The sequence below is a fragment of the Methyloglobulus sp. genome, assembly GCF_040079455.1.
Taxonomy (GTDB): Bacteria; Pseudomonadota; Gammaproteobacteria; order Methylococcales; family Methylomonadaceae; genus Methyloglobulus.
The window spans coordinates 34,466-52,068 of the sequence record NZ_JBEBKJ010000010.1 but is presented as its reverse complement, the minus strand read 5'-3'; the positions used below and the strand labels follow the sequence as shown (position 1 = coordinate 52,068).

15 protein-coding genes are annotated in these 17,603 nt (G+C 46.3%); 12 read left to right on the top strand and 3 right to left on the bottom strand.

Going from position 1 to position 17,603, the window contains the following annotated elements; translation table 11 throughout:
* The first annotated feature begins 29 nt into the window (after window positions 1-29).
* The 5 genes from glyQ to ABL924_RS04085 all read left to right on the top strand — a co-directional run bounded on the left by glyQ (window position 30) and on the right by ABL924_RS04085 (window position 4,801).
* Window positions 30-944 carry a glycine--tRNA ligase subunit alpha gene (gene glyQ, locus ABL924_RS04105; protein WP_349025798.1) on the top strand — a complete coding sequence of 305 codons (915 nt, stop codon included), beginning with the start codon at window positions 30-32 and terminating at the stop codon, window positions 942-944.
* Window position 945: 1 nt separating this feature from the next.
* The gene (gene glyS / locus ABL924_RS04100; protein ID WP_349025797.1) at window positions 946-3,012 is read left to right on the top strand and encodes a glycine--tRNA ligase subunit beta; all 2,067 of its coding nucleotides are present in this window, start codon (window positions 946-948) and stop codon (window positions 3,010-3,012) included.
* 9 nt (window positions 3,013-3,021) lie between these two features.
* On the top strand, window positions 3,022-3,567 hold the full coding sequence (gmhB, locus tag ABL924_RS04095) for a D-glycero-beta-D-manno-heptose 1,7-bisphosphate 7-phosphatase (RefSeq protein WP_349025796.1): 546 nt from the start codon (window positions 3,022-3,024) through the stop codon (window positions 3,565-3,567).
* Window positions 3,533-4,282 (top strand): lysophospholipid acyltransferase family protein, encoded by a 750-nt coding sequence (locus ABL924_RS04090; RefSeq protein ID WP_349025795.1) that lies wholly within the window; start codon window positions 3,533-3,535, stop codon window positions 4,280-4,282. The genes gmhB and ABL924_RS04090 overlap by 35 nt, the downstream gene beginning before the upstream one ends.
* A 108-nt stretch (window positions 4,283-4,390) precedes the next feature.
* Window positions 4,391-4,801, top strand: coding sequence for a hypothetical protein (locus ABL924_RS04085; RefSeq protein ID WP_349025794.1), 411 nt, complete (start codon window positions 4,391-4,393; stop codon window positions 4,799-4,801).
* 281 nt (window positions 4,802-5,082) lie between these two features.
* Here ABL924_RS04085 and ABL924_RS04080 read toward each other — a convergent pair whose 3' ends face one another.
* From ABL924_RS04080 to moaA, 3 genes are all read right to left on the bottom strand, one after another.
* Complete coding sequence (locus tag ABL924_RS04080; protein ID WP_349025793.1) at window positions 5,083-5,961, bottom strand: hypothetical protein; 879 nt, start codon at window positions 5,959-5,961, stop codon at window positions 5,083-5,085.
* A gap of 383 nt (window positions 5,962-6,344) precedes the next feature.
* Window positions 6,345-7,643: a DEAD/DEAH box helicase gene (locus ABL924_RS04075; protein WP_349025792.1), complete on the bottom strand. Its 1,299-nt coding sequence runs from the start codon at window positions 7,641-7,643 to the stop codon at window positions 6,345-6,347.
* A gap of 340 nt (window positions 7,644-7,983) precedes the next feature.
* Window positions 7,984-8,991: a GTP 3',8-cyclase MoaA gene (gene moaA, locus ABL924_RS04070; RefSeq protein WP_349025791.1), complete on the bottom strand. Its 1,008-nt coding sequence runs from the start codon at window positions 8,989-8,991 to the stop codon at window positions 7,984-7,986.
* A 659-nt stretch (window positions 8,992-9,650) separates the two neighbouring features.
* On the opposite strand from moaA, the gene ABL924_RS04065 reads away from it, so the two are divergent.
* The 7 genes from ABL924_RS04065 to ABL924_RS04035 all read left to right on the top strand — a co-directional run bounded on the left by ABL924_RS04065 (window position 9,651) and on the right by ABL924_RS04035 (window position 17,199).
* On the top strand, window positions 9,651-10,184 hold the full coding sequence (locus tag ABL924_RS04065; protein ID WP_349025790.1) for a GspH/FimT family protein: 534 nt from the start codon (window positions 9,651-9,653) through the stop codon (window positions 10,182-10,184).
* A complete protein-coding gene (locus tag ABL924_RS04060) occupies window positions 10,175-10,849 on the top strand; it encodes a GspH/FimT family pseudopilin (RefSeq protein ID WP_349025789.1) in 675 nt (224 codons plus the stop codon). Before ABL924_RS04065 ends, ABL924_RS04060 begins: the two co-directional genes overlap by 10 nt.
* Before the next feature lie 346 nt (window positions 10,850-11,195).
* Complete coding sequence (gene pilV, locus ABL924_RS04055) at window positions 11,196-11,669, top strand: type IV pilus modification protein PilV (protein ID WP_349025788.1); 474 nt, start codon at window positions 11,196-11,198, stop codon at window positions 11,667-11,669.
* Window positions 11,666-12,211, top strand: a complete 546-nt coding sequence (locus tag ABL924_RS04050) for a hypothetical protein (protein ID WP_349025787.1) — start codon at window positions 11,666-11,668, stop codon at window positions 12,209-12,211. The genes pilV and ABL924_RS04050 overlap by 4 nt, the downstream gene beginning before the upstream one ends.
* Complete coding sequence (locus tag ABL924_RS04045) at window positions 12,201-12,953, top strand: PilW family protein (protein ID WP_349025786.1); 753 nt, start codon at window positions 12,201-12,203, stop codon at window positions 12,951-12,953. The genes ABL924_RS04050 and ABL924_RS04045 overlap by 11 nt, the downstream gene beginning before the upstream one ends.
* A gap of 197 nt (window positions 12,954-13,150) precedes the next feature.
* Entirely contained in the window at window positions 13,151-13,729 is a 579-nt protein-coding gene (locus ABL924_RS04040) for a PilX N-terminal domain-containing pilus assembly protein (protein ID WP_349025785.1), read from the top strand.
* A gap of 32 nt (window positions 13,730-13,761) precedes the next feature.
* Window positions 13,762-17,199, top strand: coding sequence for a PilC/PilY family type IV pilus protein (locus ABL924_RS04035; protein ID WP_349025784.1), 3,438 nt, complete (start codon window positions 13,762-13,764; stop codon window positions 17,197-17,199).
* The last annotated feature ends 404 nt before the right edge of the window (window positions 17,200-17,603 follow it).

The following is a 17,603-nucleotide window of genomic DNA, read 5'->3' as shown; positions in this document are numbered from 1 at the left end:
ACCTTTTATTGCCGATCCCCACACACGACGTGTCCAGCCCAAACTACGATTTATCAACTTTTCAGGGACTTATCCTGGCTTTGCAAGATTACTGGTCTGCCCAAGGTTGTATTTTATTACAACCATTGGATCAGGAAGTCGGTGCCGGAACTTTCCATCCTGCAACTTTTTTGCGGTCGATAGGGCCTGAACCTTGGAATGTCGCCTACGTTCAGCCCTCGCGCCGCCCGACTGACGGGCGTTTTGGCGAAAACCCTAACCGCCTGCAACATTATTACCAGTATCAGGTTGCGCTTAAACCCTCGCCAGACAATATCCAAGAACTTTACCTCGGTTCCTTACGACAGTTAGGTTTCGATTTGTTGGAACACGATATTCGCTTTGTTGAAGACAACTGGGAATCACCAACCTTAGGCGCGTGGGGATTAGGCTGGGAAGTTTGGCTAAATGGTATGGAAGTGACGCAGTTTACTTATTTTCAGCAAGTTGGCGGATTGGAATGCAGACCGATTACTGGGGAAATAACTTACGGTCTGGAGCGCCTTGCCATGTATTTGCAGGGCGTTAAAAGTGTTTATGATTTAGTCTGGACCAAAACCCCGCACGGAATCGTGACTTATGGGGATGTGTTCCATCAAAATGAAGTCGAAATGTCGGCTTACAATTTCGATCACGCCAATGTCCCGTTTTTATTCCAATGCTTTGATACGTATGAACAGGAATGCCAAAAGTTAATCGCGCTGGATTTGCCATTACCCGCTTATGAAATGGTGCTGAAGGCTTCCCATACCTTCAATTTGCTGGATGCCCGTCATGCGATTTCTGTAACGGAACGGCAACGCTATATCCTAAGGGTTAGGACGCTATCAAGGGCGGTAGCAGAAGCCTATTATCAACGTAGGGAATCACTGGGTTTTCCTATGTGTTCAGGGCAGGGAGCTTAATATGGCTACAAAACATTTGTTGTTCGAGTTAGGTTCGGAAGAATTACCACCCAAAACCCTGGTCAAATTGAGTCAAGCATTGTTAGATGGCGTGTTACAAGGGCTTAATGATGCAGAACTGACTTATTCTGGCAGTAAAGCGTACGCTACGCCAAGACGGTTAGCGGTATTCGTCGAAAACCTGTCTACCCAGCAGCCAGACAAAATAGTTGAAAAACGTGGGCCAGCGATCCAAGCCGCTTATGCGCCAGATGGCAAACCGAGCAAGGCTGCGGAAGGTTTTGCCGCTAGTTGCGGGACGACCTTCGATCAACTGGAACGCTTAAAAACCGACAAAGGCGAATGGCTGATTTATAAGCAAGCAGTAAAAGGTCAAGCAACCGAGCAATTAATTCCTGACATTATTCGCCAAAGTATTTCGGCCTTGCCGATAGCAAAGCGAATGCGTTGGGGCAGTTTTGCCACCGAATTCGTTCGCCCTGTGCATTGGGCGGTTTTGCTTTACGGAAATGCAGTTATCGAATGCGAAATTCTTGGATTAACGACTCGTTCGACGACAGTTGGACATCGTTTTCATGCCCCGCAAACCATCACGATCAGCAGCCCAGAGGCTTATACCGATACCTTGTATCAGCAGGGTAAGGTCATGGTTGATGTTGAACAGCGAAAAGCGCTCATTCGTGACAAGGCTAACCTTGCAGCATCAGCAGTTAATGGGATAGCTTACATTGAGGACGATTTACTGGAGGAGATTGCCGCATTAAACGAATGGCCGGTGCCTGTTACCGGAACATTTGATCCACGCTTTCTGGAATTACCAGCGGAAGTGCTGATAACCACCATGCAAACCAACCAGAAATATTTTCCGGTTAAAAATGCCAGTGGTGCTTTGTTGCCTTATTTTATTACTTTCAGCAATATCGAAAGCACTCGCCCAGAATCCATCAAACAAGGAAACGAGCGCGTTATCACACCGCGCCTGACTGATGCCGAATTCTTCTGGAAACAAGACCGAAAAAAATCTCTGGCAGATCGCGTCGAAAGCCTAGCCAATATCGTTTTCCAGGAAAAGTTAGGTACGCTTGCAGACAAAACTCAGCGGGTGATAGTCCTTTCAGAATTGATAGCAACCCAACTCGGCGCGAATGTTGATTGGGCAAAACGTGCGGCACACTTGGCTAAAGCAGACCTGATGACCGATATGGTCGGCGAATTTGGCAATCTGCAAGGCATTATGGGGCGTTATTATGCTTTGGCTGATAACGAACCTAAAGAAGTTGCCGAGGCCATTGAGCAGCATTACTACCCTAAACAATCAGGCAGCCCGACACCATCCAGCCAAACTGGGCAGATTGTCGCGTTGGCAGATAAGCTTGATACCTTAACCGGAATTTTCAGTGCCGGATTGATTCCGACTGGCGATAAAGACCCTTATGCGTTGCGACGAGCGGCATTAGGTTCGTTGAGAATCATCATTGAAAATGAGTTGGGTCTTGATATAGTTGCCCTAGTCGATGCTTCGCTGGCACAGTGCAGCCATGCGTTTGACCGTGAGAAAACCCGCAAACTGGTCATTGATTTCATTTTTGACCGCTTAAAAGGCTACTGCCTGGATCGTGGTTTCGCACCGGATGAATTTGATGCGGTCATGTCGGTTAACCCGACCCAGCCGTTGGATTTCATGAAAAGATTGCAAGCGGTCAAGGCTTTCCGCCAACTGCCCGAAGCCGATAGTTTGGCAGCAGCCAACAAGCGCATACGCAATATCCTGAAAAAATCCGATACCGCACCCGCCGCGCAAGTCGGTGAACTGGTAGAAGCCGAAGAACGCCATTTGTTTGATACCGCCAAGCAATCGGCGGCTGACATCCAGCCGTTCCTGGAAAAAAAGGATTATCAAGCCGCACTCAGTCGTCTTGCTAAGACTGAACCTGCCGTCAATGCTTTTTTCGATAAAGTGATGGTGATGTCTGATGACCTTGATTTACGTGCCAGACGCTTGGCTTTGCTAACTATGTTGTCAAATCAATTTTTGGAAATTGCCGACATCTCCAAGCTGCAATCGTAATCTAACAGCATGGAACAACGGCATTATGTGCTGATGGATCGGGATGGGGTTATTAACGTCGATTCCGATGAATTCATAAAATCTCCTGAAGAGTGGATTCCTATTGCAGGCAGCCTTGAAGCGATTGCCTTGCTTAACAAGCAGGGTTACGACGTGGTGGTTATAAGCAATCAGTCCGGCATTGCACGAGGTTTGTTTGATGAAACCACACTGACAAAAATCCATGAAAAAATGCACCGGTTGCTTGCCGAGAAAGGCGGTGAAATTGCCGCTATTTACTATTGTCCGCACGGTCCAGACAGTTTGTGCAACTGCCGTAAGCCAAAACCCAGCTTGCTTAAGCGGTTTGCTGAAGAACGCAATATTGATTTAACAACCGTCAGTTTTATCGGCGATTCACTACGTGACATACAAGCGGCACAGGCCGTAGGCGCAAAGCCGATTTTGGTTAAAACCGGAAAAGGTCAGAAAACCCTGATAAACAACCCCAACATCAATCTTCCTGTTTTTGAAAATCTTTATGGCGCAGCCAAATATATCTTATCAAAACAATAACTTCCGAATTTATCTTGGGTCGGCGGTATTTTTAGTGGGTTCGATCATCGCTACTTTTGTTTTTGGCTCTTTGGTTTTGCTTTGTATAATTTTTCCCTTTAACGTTCGTTATCGCATGGGTAAAGGTTGGGCGGAAGCCGTATTGAAATTGGCAGAAATTTGTTGCGGTGTTCGTCATGAGATTGAAGGGCTGGAACATATTAATATCGACAGTGCCGCAATTGTGCTAAGTAATCACCAATCGGCATGGGAGACATTGGCGTTCAGGTGCTTTTTGCCGCCTCAAACTTCGTTATTTAAACAATCGTTATTATGGGTGCCGTTTTGGGGCTGGGCGATGGCTACCCTGAAACCGATAGCCATAGACCGGAATAACAAATCCGCTGCTTTACGTAAATTAATCAGTCAAGGAACTGGGGCATTAAAGGAGGGTCTATGGGTAGTCGTATTTCCAGAAGGGACGCGGATGCCAGTCGATAAAATAGTTAGTTTTAGCGCGGGTGGGGCGATGCTGGCGCAAAAATCCGGTTATCCTGTCATTCCCATTGCACATAACGCTGGAAAATTTTGGCCGCGCTACAGCTTTTTAAAATATCCAGGGACAATCAAAGTAAAAATAGGCCCTCCCATAGCAAGCAAAGGCCGCAAAACGGCTGATATTAATAAGGAAGCGGAGGATTGGGTGAAACTAGCCATGCAGAAAATTGATCAATAAGCGTTTTCCCTTACGATACTGCATTTTGTCGTTACATGAAACCCAGCGAAATGCGTATAATGCAGTGTTCTATGTTGTGAGTTTGAATATTAAGATGGTGTTATGTACATGAAAAAACTGCTGTTAATTCTCCTATTCCCCCTATTCCTTGTGGCCTGTGCCGATAAAAATCATTACGAGCAGGTCGTTTTAGAAGAAATGGAAAAAGAGAAAGATATTAAAGACTACAAGATAGATCCTGCTCACATGGCTAAATGCGTGATTGATACGACCTATCTAAATATGCCCGGATTTTTTGCTTTTGATCCAGACAGACTACAAGCTTATCGCAATTATGCAAAAATGCTGACACTGACAAAAGAGAAAGATCCTAAAAAGACGCTGGAAGAATTACGCAAAGAATTTGGTTCACCGGAAGAGCTTGCCAAGGCTCACGCCAACTATACTGAAAGTATTATGAACTGTTATACGGCTATCATGCATGAGCAAGACAGTGAAGATGGGCAAAGTAAAACTTAAAGAAAGATGGGTGTGTAATACCAATCCCAATAAGTTCACAAGTTATCCCTTCTCCAGTGGGAGAAGGTTAGGATGAGGGGATTCAAATAACAACTTATTGGGATTGGTATAAGCACCTAACTTGAGGTACGCACTCCATGCCCAATCCCCATATTCCGCGACACTAAAGACGTGCTGATTTAATCCTTAGACAGACAAAAAATTAGTGTAACGTATTGATTTCGCTTATGGCTGACTTGCCAGTCCAGCCATTGAGCGAAACTGGTGTGTTTAGATCTCCACTAATCGACTGATTCGTCGGAATCATTGGCTTCAATAGACAAAGACTCATCCGCATTAGGTGATTTGCTTACTTTTTTAGCGGCTTTTTTGGGCGGTGCTTTAGTTTCGTCAGCGGCTGTTGTAGCCGTTTCGTTGGCTTCAGGTTCGTTTTTCTTTTCCTCAACCTTCTTTTTTTGAGGTTTATAAGGATCAAACTCTGTTTTCTCTTTAGGTTTCTTAGCCTCTTCTTCAGCGGCTTTTGCCGCCAACTTTTTTTCTTCTGCGAGCCGTCTATCGTCTACCAGTGAGGCCATGAACTCTTTAAACCAAGCTTGATTCTTGATACTGTCCAGATCTGGATCGGCAAGAATATCAGCATCTTCCGGTAAACTACCTTTATCTTTTGCGATCTTCAATGCTGCCAGACAGTTCTCATTATCGCCATGGATGCCGTAGACACAGGCAAGATTAAAGGTGGCAACACCCGCTTGAATGGAGTTTGCCTTTTCAAACTGTCTTTTAGCCATTTCATAAAGTTCATCAGTCGAGCCTACTCCTCTGGCGCGGGCTAAATCCATACAGGCGACCCCGGCATCCATAGCCGCAGCAAGGTAGTTTGGGTCTAAGGTCATACAAAAAGAGAATTTTGCAATCGCATTACGGTAAATATTGATGGATTCTGACGGCGTTTTGGTTTTTGCTTGATTTAGCAAAGTAACCCCCCAATGGTATAGGGTTGCAGCACGCACCGGATCGCCGGTCAGGACATCAGAATAGTCTTGGTAGACTTCTTTAAGTAATTGATCTGCCTCGCTGCCTTCCTTTTTACGTGCTTTATCAGCTTTTTTTACGGCAGCATCGAGTTTAGACTTTTTTGTGAACGATGCGAAAAACGACATAATTGAATTCTCCTGGTTGAAAGTTTTATCGTTATGGGGTACCTAAAAGCTCAAAATCCTCCTTTCTCCTCCGACAGAAGGGTGGGGTATGGACTTCGAAACCGGTGAAGTATATTACTCTCCCAGAAAGAAAGGGAATTACTAGAGGGAATCTCTAAAAATTCAAAAAGCTCCTTCTCCCCCTGGGAGGGGGTTGGGATGAGGGATTTAAAATCAAGCAATCAACCCTCACCCTAGCCCTCTCCCAGAGGGAGAGGGGATTTTTAGAGACACCCTAGCGATTACTTCATAATACTAAGCCAATACTAACTCATTTCAATACTAAAAATGAGTATGAACGCACAAAAAACGAAAAATGTGTTGAAAGGCATTTTTTTGTACGATTACGGCCTTGAATTTGCACGGCTTTTTGGCTTATCGCTACGTGGGTTATAACTCGTTCCATTGCCACGTTGCGGTGTTTTTTTATCGGTATGCCGATAGTCCTTTCTGCCCGAAATTTTCGCAGGGGCAATTTTCTTTGGTGCAGCAGCGACATTTAACAATATCGGTTCATAACCGGTATCACTTACCCGTGGAATTTGCCGTTTCAATAGCTTTTCGATAGCCCCTAGCAAATGCGCTTCTTCAGGAGAAACCAGGGACAGGGCTGCTCCACTTGATCCCGCTCGTCCAGTACGACCGATCCTGTGGACGTAATCTTCGGCGACTTGCGGCAAATCAAAATTGACCACGTGCGGCAATTCTTCAATATCCAGCCCTCGTGCGGCAATGTCGGTGGCGACGAGCGCAGCAACTTTGCCCGTTTTAAAATATTCCAAGGCTTTAGTTCTAGCGCCTTGGGTTTTGTCACCATGCAGCGCAGCCGCACTGATGCCGTCCTTTATCAACTGTTTCTGTAAACGGTCCGCGCCATGCTTGGTACGTACAAAAACCAATACCTGCTTCCAATTATTGCTTCCTATTAGGTAAGAAAGGCACTCGCGCTTATTGCCCTGGGCAATACCATATACTTGTTCGGATACGTTATCAGCCGTAATGTTTTGCTTAGCGATTTCAATCTCGACAGGGTTGTTAAGGATGGTTGCTGCCAGCGATTTTATGGTGCCGGGCATGGTCGCGGAAAATAATAAGCTTTGTCTGTTTTTTGGCAGAAAGGCCAGAATTCGACGAATTTCCGGTAGAAAGCCCATATCCAGCATTCGATCAGCTTCATCCAATACCAATATTTCCACGTTACTTAAGGAAATATTTTTTTGGTTTACATGATCCATTAAGCGACCAGGGGTGGCGACGACAATATCGCAGCCATGTCGTAACATTCTGGTCTGCATATTAATGCTCGCTCCACCAATGATGACTTGCGTTTGTAACGGCAAGTATTTTCCATATATCGTAATACTTTCATGGACTTGTGCTGCTAATTCGCGGGTAGGCACGAGCACCAAGGCGCGAATTTTTCTTGGCCGTGCTTTTATATCAACATTCTCTGCAAGCCGTTGCAGCAACGGAAGGGAAAAACCGGCGGTTTTGCCGGTGCCGGTTTGTGCGCCAGCAATAATATCTTTACCGGCAAGAATGGGTGGAATCGCTTTACTCTGAACAGGCGTGGGTGTGGAATAGCCTTGGTCAGCAACCGCTTTAAGCAGTGCGTCCGATAAACCGAGTGAGTCAAATGACATGAGAACCTTATATAGTTGAGAAAAATATTTTGCTTATTTGGGAAAGAAGCAGTTGATTTGAGAGGGAGCAATACTGCCCCAATATGTTGTTTAGTTAAGCGATTGAGTCCCTTCTCCCAAAGGGCATAGGTATATACACAACTTTTCGACGTAATAAAAACAACGAGTTGAAAAAGCAATGGACTCCCTCTCCTGCTGGAGGGGGTTGGGGTGAGGAGAATAAAATCAACTATTTACATCCCCCTCATCCCAGCCTTCTCCCTCGAGGGAGAAGGGGCAGATACTTGTGTAGATAGCTATGCTCAAAGGGAGAGGGCATTAAGTAGTGTCCTTAGTGCTGCTACCCGCCCGTAACACTCATGTGCCGTAGGATCACCGGTTGCTCATGGATGTTAAATTCGTGTTTTTCGGGCTTAATCAGCATGGCATCAACGATAGCCTGCTTTAAAATTTCCATATTCCCCGGATTGGCTCTGATTACTTGCTTAAGATCAACCGAATGTTCATTGCCTAAACACAACAACAACTGCCCTTCAACCGTTAAGCGTACTCGGTTACAAGTGCTACAGAAATTAGCGCTGTGCGGCGAAATAAAACCAACGCGGGTGTCAGTGCCTTGTACCTTATAATACACCGACGGTCCACCGGTTTTTTCGGTAGATGCCAGTAATGAGAACTGGGTTGCCAAATCGGCTTTAATACAATCGCTGGAATAATAAGCGGAAGAACGGTCATGTTGGCTGACCACGCCCAAGGGCATCTCTTCGATAAAGCTAATATCAATGCCCTTATCGACCGCAAATTGCACCAGATCAACTACTTCCTGGTGGTTTTTATCCTTCAATATTACAGAATTGATCTTAATTCGCTCAAATCCGGCTTCACAAGCGGCATCAATGCCCCGCAAAACTTGTGGTAAATCACCTGTGCGGGTGATTGCCTTAAATTTATCCGCATTCAAGGTATCTAGGCTGATATTAATCCGCTTTACCCCTGCATTCCTCAAAGGTAAGGCCATGTGTTCCAGTTGAGAGCCATTCGTCGTTAGCACCAGCTCATGTAAGCTTTCAATACTGCCGATATTCTCCAGTAATTCCAACGCCCCGCGCCTGACCAAAGGCTCACCGCCCGTTATTCGGATTTTTTTAACCCCTAATTCAGTAAATGCCTTGGCTATTGTATACAGCTCTTCCAGCGATAAAACTTGCTCGCGTGGCAAAAATGTCATTTCCTCAGACATGCAATACACACAGCGGAAATCACAGCGATCCGTAATGGAAATACGCAAATAATCCACCGTTCTGCCGAAGCGGTCAATTAATTGAGGAGGTATGTGGGAATGTGCCATTTACAAAGAATTGATAACCTATAGTGCCATATTATCACAGTATGGCTAGTTTTCTAAATGATACGAGCCTGTCGTGATAGGCCATAACTTATTGAGTTTTTAGAAAAACTGCTAAACTAGGAGGCATTAGTTTGTGTTAATGGTAGCGATTAAGTTCAAAAATTATTTCCTGATTAGCAAGATGCTTCAGCCAAACGCTGGGCAGCCCCTTCTCCCAGAGGGCATAAGTATCTGCCCCTTCTCCCTTGAGGGAGAAGGTCGGGATGAGGGGGTATAAATAGTTGATTTTATTCTCCTCACCCCAACCCTCTCGGCAACTGCTCCTGCGTTGCCCTACTACCTACATCCATGTAGGCATCCAGCAGGAGAGGGGGCTTGGTGATTTGGTAACCCATTGTTTTTGTTATATTGAAAAGTTGTGTAGATACTTATGCCCAGAGGGAGAAGGGGTTTTTTGAATTTTTAGTGCTCCCCATAAGGTATTTAATCAAAACACCTTCTTTTCTGAAAGAAATTTAGCGGCAACAAACCTCAAAATATGTAATCTGTGACTTACTTCACAAACGCCATTTAAAGACTACAATAAGATATGGTTAAGGCCATTATGGAACATCGTAAACCTGTGTAGCAGTCAATTGCTGTTTATCAAGGAGTTCGCCATGCCAAATAAGCCAATAACAAGCCTGGGGTTGACTCTTCCCGAGGTCGTGACTACAGTTTGCATTTCGGGTATTCTCGCGACCGTGGCTATACCCAATTTTATGAATGCGATAAGCAATAACCGTTCTACAAGTATTTCGAATCAGGTGGTTGCGACCTTAGCGTATTCTCGAAGCGAGGCGATAAAGCGTGGGCAGCAGGTTACGATTAAACATAAAGGCACCACACTCAAAGTGTGGGACAACGGTTGGGATATTTTTGCCGACAGTAACGGCGATGGAACAATGAATAATACAGATGAGCTGTTAAAAACCTACGAAGCCCTGCCCGAAGGCTATACCTTAAGGACGGGTGGCAATTACGCCAGTTGGGTAGCTTTTTTAGCCATGGGCAATAGCCGTGGCGCAACAGGGCTTGCCAATGACAGGTTTAGCTTATGCGACAGCTCAAGAAAAAAAGCACAATCACGGGTCATAATAATCAGCAAAGTTGGGCGAGTAAGAACGGAAACGGGCAAGGCAGAATGTCAGTAAACCATCGGGAAACCTCTAAAAATTCAAAAGCCACCTTCTCTTCTGAAAGAGTTGGTATAGAGGGATTAAAATTGGATTTTTACCACCCTCTCCTAAAAAAGGGAAAGGGGATTGTTAGAGAGCCCCCAAGCTGCAAATTTACCAATGCTCTGGGCTTTACACTGATTGAGCTTATGTTAACAATTGCTATTGCCGCTGTTGTGATGGGTCTTGCCGTACCTAGCTTTAACACGGCCATTAAAAATAACCGGCTAACCACCCAAGCCAATGACCTTGTCACCTCATTAAATCTTGCCCGTAGTGAGGCAGTTAAGCGTGGCACAAGGGTTACCCTTTGCAAAAGTAGTGATGGTGCTAATTGCGTGGCAGATGGTGCAACAAGTAACTGGAGGCAAGGCTGGATAATTTTTACCGATCAAAACAATAACAATGATTACGACCCTCCCGCCGAAACTTTATTGAAAGTACAGGGGAGTGCACAAGTGCAGATAAGCATGGCCGGAAGCGGCAATGTTGTAGACTTTATCTCTTATCTTGCGAGTGGGCTAGTTAATCTGGGGGGCTTTATAACAATCTGTGATGATCGCGCTGGACCTTTTGGAAAAACAATAGGTTTGGGTCCTTTGGGTCGCCCGAGTACCACTGTCGATGTTGCCTGCCCATGATTTTGGAAAGCTACGGAAATATGAATATCCCCTCTCCCTCAGGGCATAAGTATCTACACAACATTTTCAATGTAACAAAAACAATGGGTTGCCAAATCACCAAGCTCCCTCTCCTGCTGGAGAGGGTTGGGGTGAGGAGAATAAAATCAATTGTTTATATCCCCCTCATCCCAGCCTTCTCCCTCAAGGGAGAAGGAGTAGGCACTTGTGTAGATACCTATGCCCCAAGGGAGAAGGAGCAGATTACCTGCCTACTGCCGCACTACCTCCATCCTTGGGGTGCGAAGGGTTTTTATGAATTACGAGAGGTTTACATAATGAATTGCCAACCCATTACTAGCCTATTATGAAACAACAGAGTGGATTTACTTTAATTGAAGTCCTGATCGCCGTAGTTATACTTGCGGTGGGCTTATTGGGCTTGGCATCACTTCAAGCGGTGGGGTTGGGTAACAACCAAAGTGCCTACAACCGCAGCCAGGCTACGCAATTGGCTTACGATATTGCAGACAGGATGCGGGCAAACGCTAGCACTGCGGCACAAGCAAGGTATCTACCTGATGTCATGTTGCCTGCTGACGCTCTCTGTAGAAGTGGTACCACGCCTTGTTCAGATTGTACAACGTCGGCAAATTCATGTTCGACAGATCAACTCGCCCAAAAAGACCTATTGGATTGGAATAATGATCTGGTCGCTACTTTGCCGAGTGGCACTGGCACAATTACGCGTGCTGCTGGAGTTTTTAGCGTCATAGTTAGTTGGGATGATGGTAAAACGGGTGCGGCAAATCGCAACTTTAGGATGGATTTTCGCTTATGAGCGTTCCCAATAATCCTCTCTCCCTCTGGGCAAAGGTATCTACACAACTTTTCATTGCAATGAAAACAATGGGCTGCAAAAGCGCCAAGCTCCCTCTTCTGCTGGAGAGGGTTGGGGTGAGGAGAATAAAATCAATTGTTTATATCCCCCTCATCCCAGCCTTCTCCCCCAAGGGCATAAGTATCTACACAACTTTTCAATATAACAAAAACAATGGGTTGCCAAATCACCAAGCCCCCTCTCCTGCTGGAGAGGGTTGGGGTGACGACTGCATGGATGCAGGAGGTAGGGCAACGCATGGAGCGGTTGCCGAGAAGAATAAAATCAACTGTTTATATCCCCCTCACCCCGGCCTTCTCCCTCAAGGGAGAAGGCGCAGATACTTATGCCTCAAGGGAGAAGGAGTAGGCACTTGTGTAGATACCTATGCCCTCTGGGAGAGAAACAAGGAGAATTTTGAATTTTTAAAGATTTGCATTATGAATGCTGACTATTGCTTGCAACAGATGCAGCCCAATTGGTTTTTTTGCCATGAACAGTAATCGTTTGATGCGTCAGAATAAGCTGCCCTGCCAACAAAAGGGCATGACGCTAATTGAAATAATGATAGCGCTGTTGCTGGGTGTATTCCTGTTGACTGGGATTATACAGATTTTTATAAGTTCCAGGGAGACTTATAGAGTACAAGAGGCGTTGTCCAGGCTTCAGGAGAATGGTCGTTTTGCTATGGATTTTATAGGCCGGGATATTCGGATGGCGGACTATCGCGCGTGTCCGACCAAGCCGTTTTTGACAGATCCAGTTACCTTCGATAGATGGGGTATCACGGGTACAAATGGTGCGGTAAACGCAGCAAATAGTGCCTTGGACGCGCCAGACAGTATAACTGTACGATGGTCGGCTGTTGCGTGTTTGCCCGCCTCAAATGCATTCGTGACCCATGGTTACACCATTGCAGTGCCAGCTTCAGGAATAAGTGAGTTACAGCGAGATGGCAATTCATTGATTGAAGGCGTGGAAAATATGCAGATTACTTACGGCGTGGACACTGATAATAATGGTACCCCTAACTACTATGGGCAAGCAGGAGCAGTCACCAATACTGATATGGGTAATGTAGTCAGTGTCCGTGTCAGTCTCTTGCTTTACACTATTGACAACAATGTGACACCGGCACCCTTGGCTTATACCTACAACGCAGCAACGAGTACGCCAGCGCTACCGGATCGCAGAATACGCCGAGTATTTAATTCTACCTTTACCTTGCGTAACCGGGTTCATTAACATGATAAATCTTATGGTAACCTTTAAAAATTCAAGAAGCCTCTTCTTCCTTTGGGATGCCTACATGGATGTAGGTAGTAGGGCAATGCAGGAGCTATTGCCGAGAAGGTTGGGATGAGGGTTTTAAAATCAAAGGGCTATTTCCCACACCCTTCCTGGAGGTTGAAGGTGTTTTTTGCATTTTTAGAGGTTTCCTTATGATGTCTAGACCTGGGTTATTTAAATCCCAATCCGGCGTTGTTTTGGTGGTCAGCTTAATTATGCTGCTGCTGCTTACGTTAATTGGCCTTTCAGGCATGCAGAGTACCGGACTTGAAGAAAAAATGGCGGGTAATATGCGTGATCGTAATGTGGCTTTCCAAGCGGCTGAAGCCGGTCTACGCGATGCTCAGTTTTACCTTAACAGCGGCGCAGCACCTTTTAACCCATTACGCCTGTCGTCAGGTGGGCCATTTCAAAACGTCATTGCACCATTATGCGCAAATGGGTTATGCCCCACGGAGACTCCCGCAGTATGGGAAGCCTTCACTGATAATGATTGGCGAACGAGTGGTCTGCGCTATGGTGCAAACACACCAGCAACAGCGCTCGTCGATGTTGCTTTCCCACCACGCTATATCATCGAATACATGGGGCCTTGTGTGATGAACACGAGTAACGTGAACCGCTGTTTTGCAGTTTTTCGTCTGACTGTTCGTGCATGGGGCCAAAACGCTACGACGGTTGTCCAGCTTCAAACACTGCATAGAATTGAAGTCCAATCCTTTGCCAATTAAAAACTCCATTATCCTTACTGAGGTATCTAGCAATGAACGTCCAAATTAAAGCCAAGCTCGTGTTCAGCCTGTCGTTACTGCTATGTGCAGAGGGGACGTTCGCAGCACCAATATTTACGCCGGATTCACAGCCCACTGGCTGGCTGGCACAGCCAAGCATGAGTTCATACGACCTCCAATCGGGAACCGAAAATTTTTACCAATTGGATTACTCTCCAGATACATGGAGCGGCGATCTCCTGGCCTTTAAAATCAACGCCTATGCAGCTGTTCAGCCTGCTGGGCCATGGGACAGTAATGACCCAACGACAACATCCGCTGCCGACTTGTTAGATCTCAATGTCACTCGTAAAATCGTTACCCGTGCCAGCGGCACGGGTGTGGGTTTTAGTTGGGGCAATCTTACCACCGCCCAACAGACAAGCATTAGCAGCGTTGCCGCCACAGGTGTCAAAATAGTCGATTATGTGCGTGGCGGCACTAGCAATGAAGTACCCATTGGTGTGTTTCGCCCTCGTGACCATGTTTTGGGTGATATTTTGCATTCCACGATTCAATACTGGAATCATAATGCAAGCACCAAGCGCATTTATGTGGGGGCGAATGACGGTATGCTGCATGTTTTTGATGCAAGTACAGGACAGGAAGTTTTTGCATATATTCCTTCTATGCTCATCCCTAAACTGAATAAGCTGGTCATTAGCAATCCTTATATACACAGCCACTTTGTGGATGGGCCAATCGGTATCAGCAATGTTGATTTTGGTGGAACCGTTAAGACGTTACTGGTGGGTGGGCTTGGTGCTGGCGGGAAAGGGCTTTATTCACTTGACGTTACCGACCCTTCTCCCACCAGTGAAAATGATGCGGCAACTAAGATTAAATGGGAAGTCACCCCAGCTACAACCGGCTATGCCGATCTGGGATATACCTTTGGTACGCCGCGCACCGCTCGCCTAAACGATACTAATGCCACGGCGGTAGCGGTTGTCGGCAACGGTTACGTCAACGGGGGTAGCGGTCATGCTGTGCTATACCTTATCAATATCGACACTGGCGCACTCATCAAAGCCATCGATACTGGATCTGGCACCACCACAAGCCCCAACGGACTATCAACACCGACACTGGTGGAGACCACAGGTGATGACAAAGTTGATTACGCCTACGCAGGCGACATTGACGGCCATGTTTGGAAATTCGACCTAACGGGCAGCGATCCGTCTCTATACAGCGTGGTGGATAAAGATACCGCCACTGCGGGCATCCAACCGCTGTTCACTACCTCGCCAGTCCAGCCTATCACAACGGCTCCTGCAATCACCGCTCACCCCAATGGGGGACAGATGTTAGCCTTTGCCACAGGGCGGATATTGGATAGTGGCGATATAGGCGACGCTTCCGTACATTATGTCTACGGTATTTGGGATGGCGCGCCTGCGGCTAATAACCAGTTACTTTCCCAAACGTTAACCCCATCGACTTATACGCTTAACAGTGTTGTAAGCACTATCCGCACTATTACCAGTAATGTTCCAGACTGGACGGCTGGCACTGGCAAGCACTATGGCTGGAAAGTGGCACTTCCGGCGGGTGAACGTGTGGTGGGAGAAATACCTTTTTATACTGATGGACGTTTTTATTTCCTCAGCACCAATCCCAACACGTTGGCTCAAGCACCGGACAATGGTAAAAATTGGCTCAACGAATTCACTTTTATCAACGGTGGCTCGCCCTTGTCGCCAATATTCGATTTAAACAAAGACAGTGCTTTCAACAGCTCTGATTTGGCTTCCAGTTGTACGCCTAATATAGCTAGCCATATTACGTGCATCCCAGTCTCCAAATATTTAACGGGTGGTGTTTTCTCCCAACCTATCTATGTAACGGGGCTTAATTACAGTACGACATTATTCGCTTTCCACCCAGACCTGCCTACAGCAACTACGACTACGACTACGACTGGCGGTGGCGGTGGCGGTGGCGGCACCGTAGTGGATCCACCCGATCCAGGTGTTTCTGGCGGACATTTTGACTTTGATATTTACTATGGCTCGACTACAAACGTCACTACCAACGTGCCGACGGCTTTATCCCAGACTAAAAGCATCTGCGAAAAAACCAGCAATGTTGTTGCAGATTTAGGTAAAGTATCAAGCAAATACTGCAAAGCTGGTTTAGGTACACCCGCCCCCGGCTTTTCTACAGGTTACAGTTTTTTAACAAATCTATCGTCAACATCAACAGCTTGTAGTGGTGCCAGTGGCAAAACAACTCAAATCCTTACTTGTAACACTTACAACACATTAACAGGCACGGTAGGAAACAACTATGCTAACCAGAAACATGTCCACGAATACGATGATGTCTATGACGTGACGGGGGTTAATATGTTGAATGCGAGTGAGCCACAGTTTAATCTTTCGCCGAACATAATTGCTTCGGCTACCGATACAACTAAACCATTTAAGGTGCTGGTGATGAACCAGTACCTTAATCCGGCGGCTAAACTTTCTATAAGCGGTAGCCCGTACGAAAGCGTTAAAACCTTTAAGGGACTGGCTAGCCAAACCGATGCCACCACTTTGCTTAACAGCTTGCAACCTATTACCCGCAATGATATTGGTACCTTGATCTTCAACTTACCGCTGGATGCATTCAAATCCAAGGACTGGTGGGGTGATGGTGGTGCTGTTCGTGCAGGTTTGATACCGGTAAATTACACCTGTGTTGTTTACTTGAACCCAAATGGCACTATGTTCAATTCTGGAAACAATGGGGTGATAGGCCCGAATGGTGAACGCTTTGACGGAGCATTGGCACTCCAGATTATTAAAAGTACCACGCCCGCGTCGGCCTTGGAATTCAACCACAATGGTAATGGCGGCCTGACTGATGCCCAACGGGCAAAATACGGCTGGCGGGTTAAACAGTCTTTGTATAATCTGTACGTTATCGGCGAATACACCACCTACTGGCATCATCCTAACAACATATGCTACGGAAAACCCGGATGGATACCTGATGCGCCTGAAGATTTGATTTCTGATGCGAAGGCTAAAACTCCTCCAGCAAGCTCGAAAGACCCGAAAGATGGTACATTTAGCGGCGGTGGCGGTATCATATCTACAGCAACGACGGTTAGCGGCAACGCCACAACAACCGTAACGACTTATGTCGGCGGCGCGAAGTACACCAGAACCGATTTAAACAATGGCAATGGCACGACAACGGTGACGCAGACCTTCACGGACGGATCAACCGTTGTCACTACCATTAATAATGGAAGCGGTACAGGTACAGGTACAGGTACAGGTACAGGTACAACAACTCCAACAACTCCAACAACTCCAACAACAGCAGGATGTGTGGATGGTGGGGGTGGGTGTTCTGGAGGGAATACCAGCCCTTATTCGCCACTCGATACTGAAAAAGCAGGCCGTTTATCATGGCGGGAATGGTTTCAATAGACTGACTGCAAAGCGGGTGGGTGGATACGTACTTAGATTCGCATCCGTGCAGGGGTCTTTAGGAAAACCTTATTTATGGTAGTCTCTTATATTCCCCTCATCCCGACCTTCTACCTAAGGGGATAAGTATCTACACAACTTTTCAATATAACAAAAACAATGGTTTGCCAAATCACCAAGCCCCCTCTCCTGCTGGATGCCTACATGGACGTAGGTAGTAGGGCAACGCAGGAGCGGTTGCCGAGAGGGTTGGGGTGAGGAAAATAAAATCAACTGTTTATACCCACCCCCCTCATCCCGACCTTCTCCCTCAAGGGAGAAGGGGCAGATACTTGTGTAGATACTTATGCCCTAAGGGAGAAGGAGTTTTTTGAATCTATGGAGGTTTTCTTGCTCCAACAATC